The following is an 18,243-nucleotide window of genomic DNA, read 5'->3' as shown; positions in this document are numbered from 1 at the left end:
CCTTGGTTAGGCGAGCAAGTCAACTTGATCTTGTTGCGTGCGATGAGCCGTTTGTTGTTGCTCACTTGCTTGATGTTCAATAGCTGATTCAGCGTTGGTCAGTGGTAGCGGCTGTTGAGCATGTTGCTCAGATTGCTGCTGGCCCATATCAATATCCACCTGACCACCATGATCCATTTCTAACTCCATTCGCAGACGGTCTAAGCCCATCAGTAATGCATCTCTTACTGCAGGGTTTGCAGCGTGCATTTGTACATGTAAACGGTCTCCATCTAGTCGAATGTTAAGTTCAACCTTGCCAAGCTCTGGTGGGTCTAAGCGCAGCTCAGCGTGCTTAATTTGCTGATCAATTTGAAAACGTAACTGGTCCCGTAAAGGCGACATCATTTCATTTGCTTGATGCAATAAAGGGGCTGATTGGGTGACCGATACAGGGCCCCATTGGCTCACCGGATTTTGGCTTTTTTGGGTGGTGGCAGTTAACTGCTGAATGACTTGATTAATACTATCAATATCGCTGTTAGCCGCCTCGGTAGTAACAGGCTGAATAGCAGCAAAGCTGGTTGCTGATATTGGTGGCTCTATTGCAGGGCTGTACGCTTGCTGCAACATCGGAGAGTGTGATGCAGGTGCCGACGCTTGTTGTAACATTGGCGAGCTTGATAATGGTGTCGATGACTTTTGTGTTGATATTGGCGTTGACTGTTGCATTGATAGCGGCGCAATGGGCACAGCCGTTGTTGATATTGAAGCGCCAATTTGGGCATTTGTATTATTGACCGAGTCACCGGCTTGAGTCGTCGCTTTTTCAGCAAACTGCTGAATTAACGCCAATAACGCTTGTGCATCTGAGTTAACCGCTTTAGACGCAGTATCTGCATCTGCAGGTAATTGGAACTGTAATTGACCACTGCTATCTTGGGTTAACATTCCTTTTAGCTGCGGATGTTGCTTTAACTCAGTCAGTACATTTGCAGGTAAGTCAGAAGCCAAAAATGTGCCACTAAAAGACTGTACTCCTTGGTTTAAGGGCGCACTAGTATTGGCACTTTCGGGTCTTGCTTCAACCGTCGGCATCACAAAACCTATAATCCCAAGTTCATCACCTTGAGTGTCGGCGTTATTTTGCTGCGGATTGTTTGCTGAGTGATATATTGAGCTGTTCCCAGCTGCAAAACTCGCCATATTATTTATCATAAACGTTTCCGCTGATATTGGTTAACTCGTATGCAGCAAGGCCATCTTGTTGCGCGTGAAACTGTTTCATTTCAGTGGCAATGGCTTGTTTTTCAGCGGTTGCGATGCCGATGACCTTTTGATGCACTTTTGCTAGAGAACGACGTGCAAGTAGTTGCTGCTGTGTTTTAGGTTTCCCTTGAGCACTTAGCGCCAACATCATTAACTCATTCACTTTTTCAACTTTTTGCCAATCTTTAAGCTGTGCATATTTCAGCAATGCCACTTCAAATTGGTGCCATTGATTAGTTGAGGTTGGCCCAACCGGCTCTGACATCTGTAATTACCTTAATAACGGGAGTAAGTGCTTCAATGCTGTTTTCAACGCTGGCAGTCACCAATTGACGGCTGCAATAGTCATATAAACGGTTAAGTGTGGTGGCGACTTCACCGCCATTTTCAAGGTCTAACATTGAATCTAAACCATGAATAATGTTGAGGCATTTATTGATACTTTTGCCCTTGTCCTCAAAACTACGGCGCTCCATAAAACCACTGCTTCTTTGTACTTCTTCTAGCAGTCCGTCCAGCAGCATACGCACCATTTCATGTGGGTTTGCCGCTGCAACGCGGGCATCAAGGGTCGTTTGCTTGTATGCGTTAAAAGGATCGTATTCGTTCAACATTTAATATTTAATTCCTAGTAAAAAAGAGTACTGGCAGAGCTGAGCTTGCTAATAGTATTTTCCATGGCAGTGAATTGACCGAGGTAGATTTGGTAACGCTGTGACATCAAGTTGTCATGACGTGACATACTGTCTTCAATGCCTTCTACTTTTGAGTCGAGGTTTTTTTGTTTTAAATCGATGTAGCCATTTGATTTAGTAAATGGGTCTATGCTGGTGTTAATGGTGTCAACGATGCTGCCATCACCAGTGAACATCTCTTTCACGCTGTCAGGGTCGCTTAAGATGGCTTGAGACAGCTTTTCGTCATCAATTGAAAGTTGACCATCACGGCCCATTTCAATACCAATATCAGATAAACGCATGCCATTTGGCGCGGTTTTAAAAACAGCATTGCGAATGTTGCCTTGGAGCATTCTTAGGCTTGAATCGCCTTTTAAAATACCAATCTGATCTTCGCCGACCGATGAGTCTTTATCGTCATCATCGTCATCATCGTCATCATCGTCATCCTTATCATCGTCTTTGTCTTTATTGATATCGTCTAAAACCGAGCTGCCCATCGAGCGGGTAAGCTCATTCAGTTTGGTCATCAAATCATTAAAAGAGTCAACAAAGTCGTTTACCGCGCCTTCAGCACCTTCGGTGTCAGAGGCAATAGTAATGGTGGCACTTTCACCCACGGCGTGCGCTTTTTTAAGTTCGATGTTGACGCCATCGATGACATTTTCGAGATAGTTTGAATTACTGCTAATGTCGATGCCATTGAGGGTGAACTGAGCATCTTGGGCTGACACGCGTTCAGTGCCCCAAGCTGCGCCATCCATTTGTGCATCTATTTCAAAGTCTTTGCCTGTTTCTGTGGATGTCAGCATCAGCTCAACATTGCCACCGGTTCTCACCAGTGAAGCTTGCACGCCAGGGTTATCAGGGTGTTTGTTAATCGCATCACGCAGGTCGGCTACGGTGGCTCTACCACTGGCGTTAAGATCGGCCATATCAATTTCAATGCTTTCGCCATCGACATCAAGGCTGAAAATACCCGTGGTCGGCAACAGTTCATCTTCGCTAGCATAGCTCTGACTGATTTGATGGGCTTGGGCTAGCTGCTTAACATGGAGGTCGTACACCCCTGTAGGCGCATCATTATCCACGGTAATAACGGCACTACCATCACTGATCTCAGAATCTTTACCGTCAAAACCATCACCATTTAATTTGTCCAGGTTAGTGGTCATCTTACTTAAGGTGGTTTCAAGAATTTTATAAGCATCAATTTGTGAATTGCTGTTATCTAAATTGGTTTTGAACAGGGCATCTTTTCCCATTCGGTCTGCAGACACTAATTGCTCAGCAAATGATGCGGCACTCATACCTGAAATCATGGCAACTCCTATAGTCTATCTTTATGAATGGCAATCTTTGTGCCAACAATTAAGATGTTGTTTAATAAAGTGTTGTTTATATTTTGCGGAAGGGTAGGTTCCGGCTCCTTGAGCGGTATGGAACGCACTTTTCCGCAATGCAAGCTCGCTACGACAGTTACTCTTGCTAGTGAGCTGTAGTTAAACATTGAAGGCGACTCTAAAAGGGGGTGACTGAAGCATTTGCAATGATTTAAATCGGCGTAAACGTTCTCGAAAATTTCAGCAAAAACCGTTTATGGTCGCCCTACAGGAGTTCAATGGCTATAAGCCGCGATAGCGCAATAGCATGCGTTAACCCCAGTACGAGTAATGAGCACTAAGCACAAAGGTAAGGTAGATGTCAGAATTATTTGCGAAAAACATGCAGGTCATTAACAAGCGTTGGCCTGCCATCGCCGCGGTTATATCCAAACAATCATTTGCGCATTTAGAAACAAATCTAGTGAGTGCAACTGAACAAACCATTCGGGTCAATGGTATTCAGCTTAGCAGCTGTTATGACAGAGTCGGTGAAGCCAAATTGTTGATTGAGCATTATCAACTCTCTTCGCAAAAAAAGGTGGCGGTTTATGGCCTCGGTATGGGGGACGTACCGACAGTACTGTTACTCACAGATGTCGAACAAATAGATGTGCATCCGTTAAATTATGCCTTATTTGCGATGCTAATCACTTATACCGATCAAAGCCAATGGCTGATGGATAAGAGAGTATCACTGATATTTGCTGATAATTCTATCGGTTTGAAGAGGCCGCGGATTGCCATTACCCCTGATTTAGAGTTGGTTGATGATGCGCATGCTGCAATAAGAGATGTCCTCGTGTCTGACAATGTTCGCGCGTACAATAATCAATATCATGATAAAAAATTGCCAGAAACCCTGCAGCGTTTTAACGACAATGCGACCTTTATTGAGCAAATGGATGATGCGGCATTATTACTCAAAACCCATAAAGCTAAAAAAGTGTTTGTTATTGGTGCAGGGCCAACATTAGAAGACAGCTACGATTTCCTAAAAAAGCAACAAGCATTAAAACACAATAAACCACTGCTGATAGCGGTAGATACCGCCTATATGGCCTTGGCTCACAATGGGGTAATACCTGATATTGTGGTTAGTATGGATGCATTAATTAGCATGGGACATTTTCCTGAGCATATTGATAAAAAAACCATTCTTGTCAGCCTTCCTACCGTAACCACCGATTTACTGGCAAACTGGCCGGGGCCACAATATATGGCTTATTCGCAACTGCCTTTGTTTGACGATCTTTGCCAGCAGCACAACAAAATGCGTTTATATACCAATGGCAGTGTTATTCATCCTGCAGTGGATCTTGCGGTTAAATTGGGGGCTAAAAAGATCACCTTATTCGGCGCCGATTTTTGTTATCCCGATAATAAAACCCATGCCCACTGGGAAGATGGTGCACTGGGGCCTAGTGCTAAAACTGAGAAAAAGCACTGGGTCATTAATGGTTTCGGTGAGAGAGTTGGGACAGATCTTAATTTTCGAGGGTATTTGCGTAGCTTAGAATATTACATCCATCAAACGCCTAACGTGCGCTATTTTCAAGCAAGTTTAAAAGGCGCAAAAATTTCCGGTAGTCAATTTAAGGAGTGCATATAAATGGAGATGTTAGCTGAAGACGCTTTAATCGAACAATTAATCAACATCGGTAATGATTTGCGGATTGGCCGTGAAATGGAAGGCTTAATGGAAATTAAGAATTATGCCAATGAGCGATTTCTAGAACTGGGTGAAGTGATTAAACAAAGTGAATTACAAGCTCAGGTGCAAACTAGCCTGTTAGCATTGCTTACTAATGCCCTGTTACGGATAACCGAAGCCCATGAAAGAAGAGACTGGTGCGGCATGGCCGACTATATCCAGTATGATTTAGTGGCGCTATTGCAAGCGATTAATACCAAAATGGATTTATTGACTTAATCAAGTAATAAAAAAGCCAACAGTATCACTGTTGGCACTTTTATTATAATAATCTTAGGTTTACTCTAAGGTTATTATAGCAGACCCATTACTAAACCAGTGTTTTGGTTAGCGTTAGACAGTACTGTAGTACCTGCTTGTACTAATAACTGGTTTTTAGTCATGTTGGCTGATTCAACTGCGAAATCGGCATCCATAATACGACCTGCTGCTTCTTTGGTGTTTTCAGTCACGTTAGCAAGGTTAGCTGAAGTGTGGCTTAAGCGGTTAATGTTAGCACCTAAAGTTGAGCGCTCAGCACCGACAGCATCAATAAAGTCATCGACAGCACGGATTTGTGCTGAGCCGAAAGTACCACCAGTAGCGATATCAGCTAAGCTGGTAATAGCATTAAGTGATACTGTTAATTCTTCACCAGCGCCAGCGCCGATTTGGAATTTAACACCAGTTTCTAAAGCAGTAAATAATGACTGTCCTGAGTATTCAGTGTCGTCGAGAATACGTGCCGTTTCAGCATTCAATTGATTGTATTCGTCCGCAATTGCAGCTAAATCACTTGATGAGTTAACACCGTTTGAACCTTGAGTAACCAGTTCTTTTTGACGCATGGCGATGTTAGTTAGCTCTTCAAGTGCCCCATCAGCAGTTTGTAGCATAGAGCTTGCATCGTTAACGTTACGGCTCGCTTGCTCCATACCGGTTACGTTAGCGTTTAAACGAGTAGCAATTTGCAGACCCGCAGCATCATCAGATGCGCTGTTGATACGCAGACCTGTCGATAAACGCTCCATCGCGTTAGTCATTAAGTTGTTGTTATTAGAGATAGAGTTTTGCGCGATGTTTGAAGCGTTATTGGTATGTACAGATAACATGATTCATTCCTTAAAAGTTTCAGGTTGTGTTGTTGCTCTAAATAATTAAAACGACCCTATAAATCGAAACTGAATCAAACTTGAAAAATATCACATTACTTTTTTTATTACCTAATAAAATCAGTGCCTTGAGTTGATGATTTATAAACAAATATTATTCAATGAGTAAAGAGTCTGAACTATGATAATGTATGAGCCGATAGTTAACCTAAGGCTATTTATTTGATGTGAGTGGCTTGATTAATGAATCATTAAGCCACTTAAAAGCAGTGAGACCTAAAGGATTAGTCCTTTAATATTGAAGACACATGGTCGCGACTGACATTGGCTTGCGCCATCAGTGAAGTAACTTGTGAATAAAATGGCGTTGGCTGCATTAATTGGTTTAATTTGGCCATGCTGTGCTCAACAGAGCCTTGTTGCAGCTGATGCTGATGGGCGCGTTTAAGTTGCTGCTGAATATTGAGCTGACTGGAGCGCAGCTCACCAATTTGTTGGTTGACTTTTTGCTGGGTTTTAGCCACTTTAGCGGTGGTTTGTTTAATGTCTTGTGGGGTGTTAAAGCGCCACTCTTTGGGGTCTTGCCATGAGAGTATTTCGACCACTTTAACGGTTCTCGCATCGCCTGCGGGTAAGCGCTGTCCTTGGCCTGACATGAGTAAGCCAGATTGAATTTGCTGCCAGTTCTGGTGGTTAGTGCTTAGCATGGCCGAATCGCGCGCAGGCGCTTGGACAGCAATGCCGATGTCTTTAAAGGCGGTGGTTAATTGCTTAGCAAGATACAAACTATTTTGATGGGCAGGTAAATGTGCCCGTGCGTGCTGGTCGCCATATTGTACTGTGATACGTTCATCTCGGGTTTTAACCCCAAGCAAATCCACTGATTTTAGCTGAAAGTAATGTTTCGCAGCTGGGCGATTAGCATTAATCAGGTTGAACTGATGATCCACTAAGGGTTGCTGTTGGTAGCTAATATCAACGGCGATTAATTGCTGTTGAATTTGCTTAGCACTCTCACTTTGGGATTCATTTAAGCCGGTTTGACTGCTAGACTTTTGTAATGGTTGTTGCAGCTTTTTCAGTAATTGCGACACTTTAATTAAGCCTTGCTCTGCCACTTGGTTAGCCGAAATCGCATGTTGACCTTGAGTCACTTTAGCCCACTTTTGGTAACTGGCTAAACGGTGACTCGATATTGAAGGGCTAGGTGCAGTCCTAGCCGGTTGACTATCAGACACAGCAGTAGGTGCAGGCGCGACCGTTTGGTTGCGCTGCAGTACGTTGAGGCTTTCCGAAATTCCTTTAAGCATTGTGTCTTCTAGCTAATTTAGATGTGGTTGAACAATGATAACTGACTTACCTGTACAAATGATTGTTGGGTTACTTGGAGTGTGGTCAACTTCAAATTAAATTCAGCGGTGGCTTGGGCATAATCTAAGCCTTCGGTCTCACCAATGACTTCTTCATTGAATAAAATCCGCTCGTTGTGAGAGGTTTGCATTAACGCTATCGCGTTTTGCTTGCCACCAATGTCAGTAATAGCGCCACTGACTCCGGCTAATGAGTCATCTAATGCTTGCATCATGTCATCAGCAGCATCACCAAATGCGGGGTCGCCTGGGGCTAAACTAGGGTCATTAAGCACATCAATAAACTGCTTAGTTTGGTTTAAAATATCAGTGCCACCAGTAGAGAACATAAAGTCTGCTGCGGTGACATTACCAGCCATCCATGATGACCCTGAAATTTGTACTTCACGTTGTGAATCATCACCTTGATAGAAATAGTCGCCATTTGCATCAACACCAATGGGTGGAGTATCGGTCTTGTTACCTGAAAATAAGTAGTTGCCGCCATCATCTTTGGCATTGGTGACATCCACAAATGATTCTAATAGTTCTTCTAATTCAGCGGCATACGCTGCTCTGTCTTCAGGTGAAAGCGAACCATTATTGGCACCAATGGTAATTTCACGCATTCTTGATTGTAGGTTAGTCATGCTTGAAAGATACGTTTCAGAGCGGTCTAGGCTGGTACTTAACGATTCAGTATTTTTCAAGTACTGAGAGGTTGAAGCCAAGTCACGTTGAGTCGTTACCACCTTAGCGGCGCCAATCGGGTCGTCTGATGGACGTAGTATCGACTTACCCGTGGCCATTTGCTGGTTAACCTTAGCAACATCACTGGTTAGATGCTGCATGCTTTGCAGGTTGTTGCTGTACATATTCATCATGCTAACGCGCATAACCGACTCCCTTTAATTAGATAGAGTTTAATAAAGTTTGAAACAATTGGTCAGACGTTGAAATGACCTTGGCATTGGCTTGATAAGACTGCTGATAGATGATCAAGTTAACCCCTTCTTCATCCATGCTGACGCCGCTGGTACTGGCCCATTGTGATTGCGCTTCCATTTGCAATTTTGCCGCCGTTTCTTGCTCCATTTGCGCTTGACGTGACGCTGAGCCTAACTGGCCAATCTTACTGGCAAACGCATCTCCCATGTTGGTCGTGACGCCCATCGAGTCAAAGGTGAACTCTTTATCGGCCAGTTCAACTAAGTCTTTTAAGTTGTCGTTATCACCTGGGGTACCATCTTTACCAAATGCCAGCATCTCAGCGGTAAAATCGCTGCTGATCTTTATGGTACCTGCCGGGTTTGATGGGTCGTAGCTGAATAAGTCGATTGTTGGGGTATTACCATTTAAATCTGTACCTTGACGTAAAACGTCATTGAATTCATCTGCAAAGGTTTGCGCTAATTCATTAATAAATTCTGTTGATTCAGCTAAGCTGCTTTCGCGATAATCCAGCATCGCCCCCAAACTACCGCCAGTACTTGCGTCAATAGGGAATGATGATTGGCCAAACTGAATACTTACTTGGCTAAATTGCGGATTAGCAGGGTCTGGCGTGGTGCTAAGCGTTGACGACTTTGTCCCCGCAACCAAAGGTTGGCCTTCGGATAAGGATATATTTTTCATCCCTTGTGAATCTTCAACCACGCGGATATCGACGATGACCGCTAAATCATCAATGGCGGCATCACGTGCATCAAGTAACGATAGTGGTGGGTTACTGCCAGCAGATTGGATGTCGGCATTATAGCTGGATATCGTATCCAGTAATGCGTTGACCTCTTTGGTTGATGCGCCAATTTGACCTTCAACTTGATTGATTTGCGCATTCAAACCATCACTAATTGAATTAAAACGTTGGCTGAGGGCGCGTGATTCATTTAATACACTTTGACGATGGGCAATCTCATTCGGTTGCTCCATGGCTGAGTTTAATGAAGCAAACAATAAGTCTAATCCGGCGGAAATATTATTACCTTCAGAGCCAAAAATTTGTTCTGCTTGAGTAAAATAGCTGGCTTGAACATTTGAAAAGCCTACGTCACTGGTGGTCTTCCATAATTGAGCCACTTCATATTGATCTGAAATACGACGAACGCCATCGACCATAACACCAGCACCCCCGCCATAGGCGGTGCCGCCGATTGAGCTCATCATCACTTGCTGACGTGAATAGCCAGGTACCATTGCATTAGCAATGTTATTAGATGTGGCATTTAACGATGCCATACTGGCATTAATGCCTGTCATACCAATATTGAGCATGCTCATTGATGTAATCCTTATTTCACGCCTTTTAAGGCTGATTATCGCGTTCTAGGGGGTAGACACTATTTTGCCGATTTTGCCATCACTGGAATATTTAGTGCTGGCTGCATTGCCGTGGTATTGACCACTGGCTTAAGCGTATTTTCTGCGCTATTTTCAGCAGAAGTATTCATTGGCTTAATGTGGTTATTAGAAGCGACAACATCAGCACCAGACTGAAGTCCGGCAGATAATTGTTTGGTCATCACACTGGCAAGACCTGTGCTTTGTAGTTGGCTTAAGCGGCCGGCTAATTCGGCATCATGCCAGTCACGATACATGCCATCATTTTGTGATGATAACGGGCTGTCTTTATCTGCCATGACATCAGATGCTGAACGCATTTGCTTGAGCACTGTTTGTAAAAACTGGGTTTCAAATTGCTGACTGACAGCTTCAAGCGCACCAAGTTCACCGTTGGCTTCAATCAGTTCTGCAGCATTGAGGTTATTTAAGTAACCGTGATTATTATCTAATTTCATTAAATCACCACTAATTCGGCTTCAAGGGCGCCCGCTTCTTTGAGCGCTTGTAAGATGGCCATTAAATCCATTGGTGAGGCGCCTAAGCTATTCACCGCTCTAACAACATCGTTGAGTGCGATACCTTCTGGCCACACAAACATGTGTCCATCACCGGTATCGATATTGATTTCGCTGTCGCTACCCACGACGGTCTCGCCTTGGCCTTGACCCATAAACGGTGCATTAGGTTGGCTGACAAATTCACTTTCAACAATAGAAACTACTAAATTGCCATGACTGACCGCGGCTTTACGCACTACGACATTACCGCCCATCACGACGGTGCCAGTACGGCTATTAAACACAACCCGAGGCGACTTACGCCCTTGCTCTATTTGTAACTCTTCTAAAATCGACATGAAGGTTACGCGTTCGCGGTTTGACTGTGGCGCTCTGACTAACACCTTGGCACTGTTATCTGCTTCAGCAACATTGGGGCCGAATAAGTCGTTTACGGCGCGCTCAATATTGCGGGCAGTTTTAAAACTGGGCTCACGCAGGTTAAGTACAATATGCTCACCTTCATTGAAGTTACTGTGAATTTCAGCTTCTAATAATGCCCCGTTAGGTATTTTACCTACCGTAGGTACATTGATGGTCATGGAGGTGCCATTTCGGCCTTCAGCTGAAATACCACCAACGACCAAGTTACCCTGGGCTACGGCATAGACTTCACCATCGATAGCACGCATAGGGGTCATTAATAGCGTACCGCCACGTAAACTTTTAGCATCACCCAGGGATGACACTGTGACGTCAATGCTTTGGCCTGGGCTAGCCAATGGTGGAATATTGGCGTGCACTGCAACGGCGGCAACGTTTTTTAATTTAGGGTCGGTTTTATCATCAATTTGTACGCCAAACTGTTTCAGCATGTTGACAATAGATTGGCTGGTAAATTTCACTTGGTTGCGATCACCACTGCCATCTAAACCCACCACAAGTCCATAGCCGACTAATTGGTTATCACGGATACCTTGTACATCGACAATATCCATTAGATAACGATGTTGAACCGTCTGCTCTGTTTGAGCGACTGCGGTTTGCTGAAATGACAGTACCGCTATCATTAAGCTAGCGCAAAACGCGATGGCTTGTTTCATGTTGTGCTCCTTGCCTGTCGGTTAATACAGGCAATGTGTTCTTGCAGTGTCAGTATTTGGTGTGACTGTATATTGTGAGTTAGCTTCATAACGGGAACCATGGGCTGCTGAAGTAACGCGATGCCCAGCCCATTTGGTTGCTGTCTGAAATTGCGCCCTGACCACCATAAATAATTCTGGCGTCTGCAATACGTTGTGATGAAATGGTGTTGTCATTACCAATATCTTCGGTACGGATCAGGCCTAACAAACGCAAAAACTCATCGCCTTGATTTAAGCGTAGCCATTTTTCACCACGGATAAGCAGTGCGCCATTAGGTAATACTTTTGCCACCGTCACTGTAATAGAACCCGTTAATTGGTTTTGCTGGGTGCTTGAACCTGTGCCATTAAAAGAGCGACCAGAATCAACGCTGCCATCGCCGCTAATAGAGCTACTACCATTGGAAGCACCAAGACTTAGACCTCCCGAGCTTGCTTTACTTGTTGAGGTGTCAGCCTTCTTACTGGAGTAGGTTTTTTCCTCTAATGAAACCGTTAAAATATCGCCTTCACGAAAGGCGCGTTTATCTTTGAATAAGGTCAACATATAACCTTGACGGTAAACACTGCCATTACTGGCTTCAGGTAAACTGTAGTCAATTTCTGGTGGTGCCCATTCAGGCTTGCCTGGCGCCGTTTCTGGTTCCGGGAAGTGTGATGCACAACCCGAAAGCAGCAGTGCAATGGCTATCCAACAATGTCGCATGTTATTCCTTATTCAATCAGTGTGCGGGTTCAATAGCTAAATATGATTACAGTGCTTGGTTCAAGAATTTCAACATGTCATCAGCTGACGAGACCACTTTGGCATTCATTTCATAAGCACGTTGGGTTGAAATCATTTCGACCATTTCTTCAACTACATTGACGTTTGCGCCTTCAAGAGAACCTTGACGAATTTGGCCAATGGCTTCATCGCCAGCAATACCTTCAATTGCAGCGCCTGAGGCACCTGTCTCACGGTATAAGTTATCGCCGCGCGCTTCTAAACCTGCAGGGTTAGTGAAATTAACCAAGGTAATTTGACCTAACTCTTGGGTTTCTGCTTGACCTGCCATTTGCGCCGATACTTGACCGTCATTGGCGATAGTGACCGTTAATGCTTCATCTGGAATTTCAATATTTGGCACCAAAGGTAACCCTTGTGATGTCACCATTAAACCATCGCTGCTGCGGAAAAACTGACCGTCACGGGTAAAGCCTAAATCACCGTTAGCTTCTTCAATTTGGAAGAAACCTTGACCTTGAATGGCTAAGTCAAGTTGCTGGCCAGTGGTCAACATGTCGCCTGTGGTAAATACTTTTTGAGTGCCAGCAACACGTGTACCCGTACCTAATTGTAGGCCTGAAGGCAGTTCGTTTTGCTCATCGACTTGGCCACCCGGTTGGCGTTGCACTTGATAGAACAGGTCGTTAAATGCCACGCGGTCTCGTTTAAAACCTGTGGTGTTAACGTTTGCCAAGTTGTTGGCAATGGTGGTCATTTTGGTGTCTTGAGCGGCCAGACCTGTTTTACTTACCCATAATGCAGACTGCATGAGGTTGTTCCTTTAAAATTCTTTTCGAGATAATTGAACTGCGGTTAATGCGACTTTATTTATCAAGAAGCATTAAGTGTCGCGCAATAAGCGATTACCGGTTTCAGCAAGCTTTTCAGCGCTTTGCATCAGTTTGACTTGCACTTCAAACTGGCGAGTTAAATCCATCGATGCAATCAATTCACTCACTGCTTGCACGTTGCTTGATTCAAGATAGCCACTACGCACTTGCACTGTGTTGTCTGCCGGTAGTGGTTGCCCATCAACGCCGTAAAATAAGCCATCTTGGCTTTTTGATAATTGGTCTAGATCTGGATTTACCAGTTTGAGCTGGCCCACTTCTTCTGTAATACCGTTTTGATCTGCAATTATGCTAATTCGGCCATCATCACCGACAAAGAGTTCGCGGTATTCAGGTAAAGCAATCGGTCCATCTACACCCATGACTAGGCGTCCATCGATGGAGAGTTGCCCCTGCGCATCAGGAACAACGACACCTGAGCGAGTATATGCTTCACCGTCCGCAGTCATGACACTGAATAAGCCTTGGTCACTGATGGCCAAATCTAATGTGCGGCCCGTAGGGTTGAGTACGCCAGATTGCTGACTGAAACCACTGCTTTCAGTTTGCGCTAATACGCGGGTTTGTAAGCTGTTACCTGTTGCGGTAATCGCTTTAGCATTGACGCGTTCTAAATCAGCTTTGAAGCCAGTAGTATCCGCGTTGGCAAGGTTATTGGCGCGTATAGCTTGCGCCTCCATAATTCTTGTTGCGCCAGCAGCTGCGGTGTAAAGCATCTTATCCATGATTCAGCCTTAAATTACGTTAAGTAATGCTTGTTGCATGGTTGAGTTAGCATCCAATACTTTAGCGTTGGATTGATAGTTACGCTGCGCAGACATGATGTTGACCATTTCAGCTGTGGTATCGACGTTTGAGCTTTCTAGGTAACCAGCGTTAATAGAACCTAGGGTGCCGGTTGAAGGTGCGCCTATCATAGGTTGTCCTGCGTTATTGGTTGCCACCCAAGCATTTTGACCTACTGGATTTAAACCATTTGGATTGGTGAAATCAGCTAACACCACTTGACCTTGTACTTGTTCTTGGCCATTGGTGTAGGTGCCGTATAAGTTACCTGAATCATCTAAACGAATGCCGTTTAACTCGCCTGAGGTGTAACCATTCTGGCTTAGGCTTGAGTTACTGTAATCAGCCGCGTATTGCGTGCTTTTGTCATAGCTAAGCGCAAGTGTCATCGCCGCTGCACCACCTGTAATACTTGCTGGAATGTCTAAATCAAATTCTGCGCCAGCAGTTAGAAGGCCATCTTGGTCAAATTCCAGTGAATGCCCGCCTGCTGGGGTTACATCTTCATCGCCCACCATGTAATGCACTTGCCATTCGTTATCATCTGTTTTGACGTAATACTGAGTTAAGGCATGTTCATTACCTTGTGAGTCATAGGTAGTGACAGTGCTTGATGAGTGATAAGTCGAAGCATCTTCAGCATCAAAAGGCGTTGCAGTTTGGTCAATGGCATCAACACGGCCATCAAGGTTAGACACTAAGCCAATATCAGAGGTTGCTTTTGCTGGTAAAGAGCCTGCTTGAACTTTCAAGTCTGTCACATTACCGTTTTGCAGTTGGCCAGCTGTGCCAACACCGTAACCTTGTAAGCGGTTACCTGAAGGGTCAGTAATATAACCATTAGCATCCTGGTTAAACATGCCGGCACGTGAATACATGGTGCTACCATCTTGGCCACTTAACACAAAAAAACCATCGCCTTGTACGCCCATATCTAAATCGCGGCCGGTGTAGGTTAAGCTGCCACCCATTGAGAAATTCTGGCTGGTGGACATGGTGTTCACCCCACCTGGTTGGCCGCCGTTGTAAATTGCTGAAAACTCACTACGACCACTGCGAAACCCCACAGTTGATGAGTTAGCAATGTTATTACTGATGGTGTTTAAGTCTTGAGTTGTTGCTTGTAATCCACTTAGGGCAATATTAAATGACATGGTTAATCCTAATTATTGTTAGTTATGAGACTTCAGAAATTTCAAGCACTGATACAGTACCGAGTCCATTAGCTAGCTCTGCCATCATGACGCCTGATGCGCTGACAAAGTGTACTTTTTCAATGGTGGCGGCAATGAAGGTGTCTGCTGTTTCAGTCACGTCATCAGCGGTGATATTGGCTTCGATGCTGTACTCGCCAGCGGGTAGTTCTAATGCTTCAGGGTCGATAGTAAAGGCAACATCACCCGCTTCTTGAGACCCCAGCTCTATGGTGCGCACCACTTCGCCTTGATCATCTAAGATATCGATGCTGAGCGATTCAGCTGAATTTTCTAAGTAAACTTTACCTTCCACAGCAACATCATCTAGTTCCAGTTCAGATGCTGGCACCATGGCGGTTTTTCCAACAAGCTGTGCTGATTGCACAATGGCAAGGTTTTCCATCATCACCATGCTGGTGGCTTGGTTGGCTCGCATATATTCAAGACTTTCTACTTGGGAAAACTGTGCCAGCTGACTGACATATTCAGTACCATCAATTGGGTTAGTAGGGTCTTGGTTTTGAATTTGTGCAATCATCAAGGTCATAAATTCGTTACGAATCGATGAGGCGTCATTACCTGGCGATGTCATTACATCTGGGGTTGAGGTGCTAGTTGTTGATGCCGTAGCATTACTGGCTGGGGTGACGTTCATTATTTGTTTCCTAACTGGAGTAAACCTTGCTGCATTGAGCGAGCACGGTTCATCACTTCAACATTGGTTTCAAAGGAGCGACTCGCTGCCATCATGTCGGCCATTTCTTCAACGGTATTCACATTTGAGTAGGCAACGTAGCCTTGCTCATCTGAAAATGGATGGTCAGGTTCATAGCGCATATCAAGTGGCGCATCAGTTTCAACAATCGCAGTGATCTCAACCTGGGCACCCATTGCTTTGCCTTGCTGTGCTTCATTGTAGATAGTCGAAAATACAGGTTTTAAAGCACGGTATGCTTGATCTGGCGTCTCTGCGGCAGCACCTGCGTTGGCAAGGTTACTGGCGACAGTGTTTAAACGAATGGTTTGCGCATTCATACCCGCGCCAGCAATATTATAAATTTCACCAAATGACATATGGGGTCCTATTGTCCTTCAATGGCTGTGCGTAAGCCGGAAATTTTCATATTTAAAAAGGTTAAGCTGGTTTGATAATCCATGGCATTTTGTGCGAACCTTGCTTGCTCTTTACCTAGCTCAACGGTGTTTTGATCCGCAGAGGTTTGATAAGGCACGCGATAGGCCGTTTGATACTCTTGGCCGACATCCATACCCGCATTAATTTGGCTCATGACTGCTTTGAAATCTAAATCTTTTGCTTTATATCCAGGGGTTTCAGCATTGGCTAAATTGCCTGCGAGCATCTTGCTGCGTTCGACCCTAAAATCTAATGTTTGAGGATGAATACCTAAGGCGGCGTCGAGGTTGATAGCCATTAAAACTCCTAGTATGGTGTGTATGATTTCAATATATGTCTTATCTATCCAATTTACGTGCCAACAATTTTATCAAAGGCTTTTCAATGATTTGCAGTAGGTTTGTGCATAAGATCGGAACTGGTGTTTCCTACATGGTGCTAGTGTGTTCCTGTTTGTTTCCGCAATGGGTCAGTGCGCAAGATCACACGGATGCAACCAACCAATTAAAAATGGCATTATTACAGGTGTTGGATGCTGAATTGCAGCAATGGCAGCGACAAGCTGGATTAGCTTCGATTAAACAATCTATTAAGGTCACCATACCTTCAGGAGCAAGCCGATTAGCGGCCTGTCCAAATCAGGTTTCAATTGGGGTTGGTACTCGCTTACCTTTTGGAAATGTGCAACGACGCGCGAGCTGTGAGGCACTAGGTTGGAGTTTATTTATTCGTGCTCGAGTGACTGTTAACGCTAAAGTCCCAGTAGCCAATCGGCCATTAGCAAGAGGTGAGCATATTGCTGCTGGAGACATCGAATTACAATGGCTAAAGCTCACCGCGTCAGATAGAGATTTAATTACCCAATCCCAACAATTAATAGGCAATCAAGTTAGTCATAAAGTCAGGCGATATCGGGCAATTAAAGTTTCTCAAATCACCTCTCCACAATGGGTCAATATTGGCGATAGGGTTGTTATTGAGGCTAAGCTGAATGGCTTTTATGCCAATATGACGGGTGAAGCATTAGAGTCTGGCGGTGAAGGGGCGACAATTAGAGTACGTAATTTGAGTTCTGGTAAAGTTATTCATGCTTATCCCATATCTCCAGGAAGAGTGAGTACACATTTCTAAGCTTTTTATTTCAGTATCCAAACCATGATGTCGCCTTTTAGAACTATCGACGACATTAATGGTGAACCATAATGGATATCAACAAAATATCAAGTCCAGTCACAGCAGATATGGGGACGACTAAAAGTAAGGCAAGTAATACGCCTCAACCAGAAGTTGCAGAATTAAAACCCCGTCAAATGCCAACGCCTAATGCAGTGAGTGACGACTGGCAATTAATTGAGAAAACTCAACCTCAACTGGCACAAGTGAGTGATTTTGATGCTGATAAAGTGGCCGAATTACGCCAAGCATTAAAAGAGGGCTCTTTTAGTCTTGATATAGCAAAAATTGCAGAGGCGATGAAGCAAAACCATGGCTAATACGAGTGAACAACAAACTACACGTGAAAAAGTGCAGGGCTTAGTGAGTGGCGTTCGTCAAGATATTGAAGGTTATAAGCAATTAAAAGTATTATTAATTCGTCAACGTGAGTTGATGAAATGCCGCGATAATAATGGCTTGCAACGTCATAATATTGAACAAACATCATTAATTGATATCTTGATGGAACGTGCTAAAAACCGCTCAATTACTTTGGTGTCGCTTGGGTTTAATGGTAATAGCAAAGGCATGGAAAGTTTAATTACTAAACTGCCTCAAGCTAGTCAAAAGCAAGTCTCTTTGCTGTGGCGTCATTTATTAACCTTGGCGAAAGAAAGTCAGCAATACAATGAAGAAAATGGCAAGTTGTTGGTTAGTCAGCAAGAAGTGATTAATTCATTATTGAATAAGCAACCTGACTCTCAATATGAATATGCTCAAGCTTAATAACCTCATGTCTTTTGCGGTTATAAGATAATATTGATGGCGGAGACTGTAACTAATTTTGTGTAACTGCTTATCAACACGTACTCTATAGAGAGTCAAGGATAGGCAAATACTCATGA

At 44.1% G+C, this 18,243-nt stretch carries 22 protein-coding genes; 5 read left to right on the top strand and 17 right to left on the bottom strand.

The genetic code is table 11. The features are described 5' to 3' along the window. Positions 1–6: 6 nt before the first annotated feature. Genes Q4546_RS13900 through fliD form a run of 4 tightly spaced genes read right to left on the bottom strand, consistent with a single transcriptional unit; the run spans position 7 to position 3,247 of the window. Positions 7–1,197, bottom strand: a complete 1,191-nt coding sequence (locus tag Q4546_RS13900; RefSeq protein WP_303446454.1) for a flagellar hook-length control protein FliK — start codon at positions 1,195–1,197, stop codon at positions 7–9. Continuing rightward, positions 1,187–1,513, bottom strand: a complete 327-nt coding sequence (locus tag Q4546_RS13895; RefSeq protein WP_303446453.1) for a hypothetical protein — start codon at positions 1,511–1,513, stop codon at positions 1,187–1,189. Before Q4546_RS13895 ends, Q4546_RS13900 begins: the two co-directional genes overlap by 11 nt. Continuing rightward, positions 1,482–1,862, bottom strand: coding sequence for a flagellar export chaperone FliS (fliS, locus tag Q4546_RS13890; RefSeq protein ID WP_303446452.1), 381 nt, complete (start codon positions 1,860–1,862; stop codon positions 1,482–1,484). The genes Q4546_RS13895 and fliS overlap by 32 nt, the downstream gene beginning before the upstream one ends. Before the next feature lie 14 nt (positions 1,863–1,876). Further along, positions 1,877–3,247 (bottom strand): flagellar filament capping protein FliD, encoded by a 1,371-nt coding sequence (fliD, locus tag Q4546_RS13885; protein WP_303446451.1) that lies wholly within the window; start codon positions 3,245–3,247, stop codon positions 1,877–1,879. Positions 3,248–3,626: 379 nt separating this feature from the next. On the opposite strand from fliD, the gene Q4546_RS13880 reads away from it, so the two are divergent. Then, a complete protein-coding gene (locus tag Q4546_RS13880) occupies positions 3,627–4,919 on the top strand; it encodes a motility associated factor glycosyltransferase family protein (protein ID WP_303446450.1) in 1,293 nt (430 codons plus the stop codon). Beyond that, on the top strand, positions 4,920–5,240 hold the full coding sequence (locus Q4546_RS13875; protein ID WP_303446449.1) for a hypothetical protein: 321 nt from the start codon (positions 4,920–4,922) through the stop codon (positions 5,238–5,240). Between the two features lie 74 nt (positions 5,241–5,314). Here the strand turns inward: Q4546_RS13875 and Q4546_RS13870 are convergent, their stop codons facing one another. The 13 genes from Q4546_RS13870 to Q4546_RS13810 form a co-directional block, all read right to left on the bottom strand. Continuing rightward, positions 5,315–6,112, bottom strand: coding sequence for a flagellin (locus Q4546_RS13870; protein WP_303446448.1), 798 nt, complete (start codon positions 6,110–6,112; stop codon positions 5,315–5,317). A gap of 284 nt (positions 6,113–6,396) precedes the next feature. Further along, entirely contained in the window at positions 6,397–7,422 is a 1,026-nt protein-coding gene (locus Q4546_RS13865) for a hypothetical protein (protein ID WP_303446447.1), read from the bottom strand. Between the two features lie 17 nt (positions 7,423–7,439). Then, positions 7,440–8,357 (bottom strand): flagellar hook-associated protein FlgL, encoded by a 918-nt coding sequence (gene flgL / locus Q4546_RS13860; RefSeq protein ID WP_303446446.1) that lies wholly within the window; start codon positions 8,355–8,357, stop codon positions 7,440–7,442. 16 nt (positions 8,358–8,373) lie between these two features. Continuing rightward, a complete protein-coding gene (gene flgK, locus Q4546_RS13855; protein WP_303446445.1) occupies positions 8,374–9,741 on the bottom strand; it encodes a flagellar hook-associated protein FlgK in 1,368 nt (455 codons plus the stop codon). A gap of 59 nt (positions 9,742–9,800) precedes the next feature. Next, a complete protein-coding gene (locus Q4546_RS13850) occupies positions 9,801–10,259 on the bottom strand; it encodes a rod-binding protein (RefSeq protein WP_303446444.1) in 459 nt (152 codons plus the stop codon). Continuing rightward, positions 10,259–11,299 (bottom strand): flagellar basal body P-ring protein FlgI, encoded by a 1,041-nt coding sequence (locus tag Q4546_RS13845; RefSeq protein ID WP_277870014.1) that lies wholly within the window; start codon positions 11,297–11,299, stop codon positions 10,259–10,261. Before Q4546_RS13845 ends, Q4546_RS13850 begins: the two co-directional genes overlap by 1 nt. Positions 11,300–11,489: 190 nt before the next feature. Further along, positions 11,490–12,152 carry a flagellar basal body L-ring protein FlgH gene (gene flgH / locus Q4546_RS13840; protein WP_102520375.1) on the bottom strand — a complete coding sequence of 221 codons (663 nt, stop codon included), beginning with the start codon at positions 12,150–12,152 and terminating at the stop codon, positions 11,490–11,492. A gap of 46 nt (positions 12,153–12,198) precedes the next feature. Beyond that, on the bottom strand, positions 12,199–12,984 hold the full coding sequence (gene flgG / locus Q4546_RS13835; protein ID WP_102520374.1) for a flagellar basal-body rod protein FlgG: 786 nt from the start codon (positions 12,982–12,984) through the stop codon (positions 12,199–12,201). A gap of 72 nt (positions 12,985–13,056) precedes the next feature. Continuing rightward, complete coding sequence (locus Q4546_RS13830; protein ID WP_303446443.1) at positions 13,057–13,791, bottom strand: flagellar basal body rod protein FlgF; 735 nt, start codon at positions 13,789–13,791, stop codon at positions 13,057–13,059. 9 nt (positions 13,792–13,800) lie between these two features. Continuing rightward, on the bottom strand, positions 13,801–15,006 hold the full coding sequence (gene flgE, locus Q4546_RS13825; RefSeq protein WP_303446442.1) for a flagellar hook protein FlgE: 1,206 nt from the start codon (positions 15,004–15,006) through the stop codon (positions 13,801–13,803). Between the two features lie 22 nt (positions 15,007–15,028). Next, positions 15,029–15,703: a flagellar hook capping FlgD N-terminal domain-containing protein gene (locus Q4546_RS13820; protein WP_303446441.1), complete on the bottom strand. Its 675-nt coding sequence runs from the start codon at positions 15,701–15,703 to the stop codon at positions 15,029–15,031. After that, the gene (gene flgC / locus Q4546_RS13815; protein ID WP_102520370.1) at positions 15,703–16,122 is read right to left on the bottom strand and encodes a flagellar basal body rod protein FlgC; all 420 of its coding nucleotides are present in this window, start codon (positions 16,120–16,122) and stop codon (positions 15,703–15,705) included. Before flgC ends, Q4546_RS13820 begins: the two co-directional genes overlap by 1 nt. 8 nt (positions 16,123–16,130) lie before the next feature. Beyond that, positions 16,131–16,481, bottom strand: coding sequence for a flagellar basal body rod protein FlgB (locus Q4546_RS13810; RefSeq protein ID WP_102520369.1), 351 nt, complete (start codon positions 16,479–16,481; stop codon positions 16,131–16,133). A 104-nt stretch (positions 16,482–16,585) separates the two neighbouring features. Here Q4546_RS13810 and flgA point away from each other — a divergent pair, with 104 nt between their 5' ends. From flgA to flgN, 3 genes are all read left to right on the top strand, one after another. Next, positions 16,586–17,314, top strand: a complete 729-nt coding sequence (flgA, locus tag Q4546_RS13805; protein WP_241901065.1) for a flagellar basal body P-ring formation chaperone FlgA — start codon at positions 16,586–16,588, stop codon at positions 17,312–17,314. Positions 17,315–17,385: 71 nt separating this feature from the next. After that, positions 17,386–17,676 carry a flagellar biosynthesis anti-sigma factor FlgM gene (gene flgM, locus Q4546_RS13800; RefSeq protein WP_102520367.1) on the top strand — a complete coding sequence of 97 codons (291 nt, stop codon included), beginning with the start codon at positions 17,386–17,388 and terminating at the stop codon, positions 17,674–17,676. Beyond that, positions 17,669–18,124: a flagellar export chaperone FlgN gene (gene flgN, locus Q4546_RS13795; protein WP_102520366.1), complete on the top strand. Its 456-nt coding sequence runs from the start codon at positions 17,669–17,671 to the stop codon at positions 18,122–18,124. The genes flgM and flgN overlap by 8 nt, the downstream gene beginning before the upstream one ends. The last annotated feature ends 119 nt before the right edge of the window (positions 18,125–18,243 follow it).

It is taken from the genome of Shewanella sp. 4_MG-2023 (genome assembly GCF_030548015.1).
Classification (GTDB): Bacteria; Pseudomonadota; Gammaproteobacteria; order Enterobacterales; family Shewanellaceae; genus Shewanella.
The sequence above is the reverse complement of the archived record's forward strand: the minus strand, read 5'-3'. Positions and strand labels throughout refer to the sequence as shown.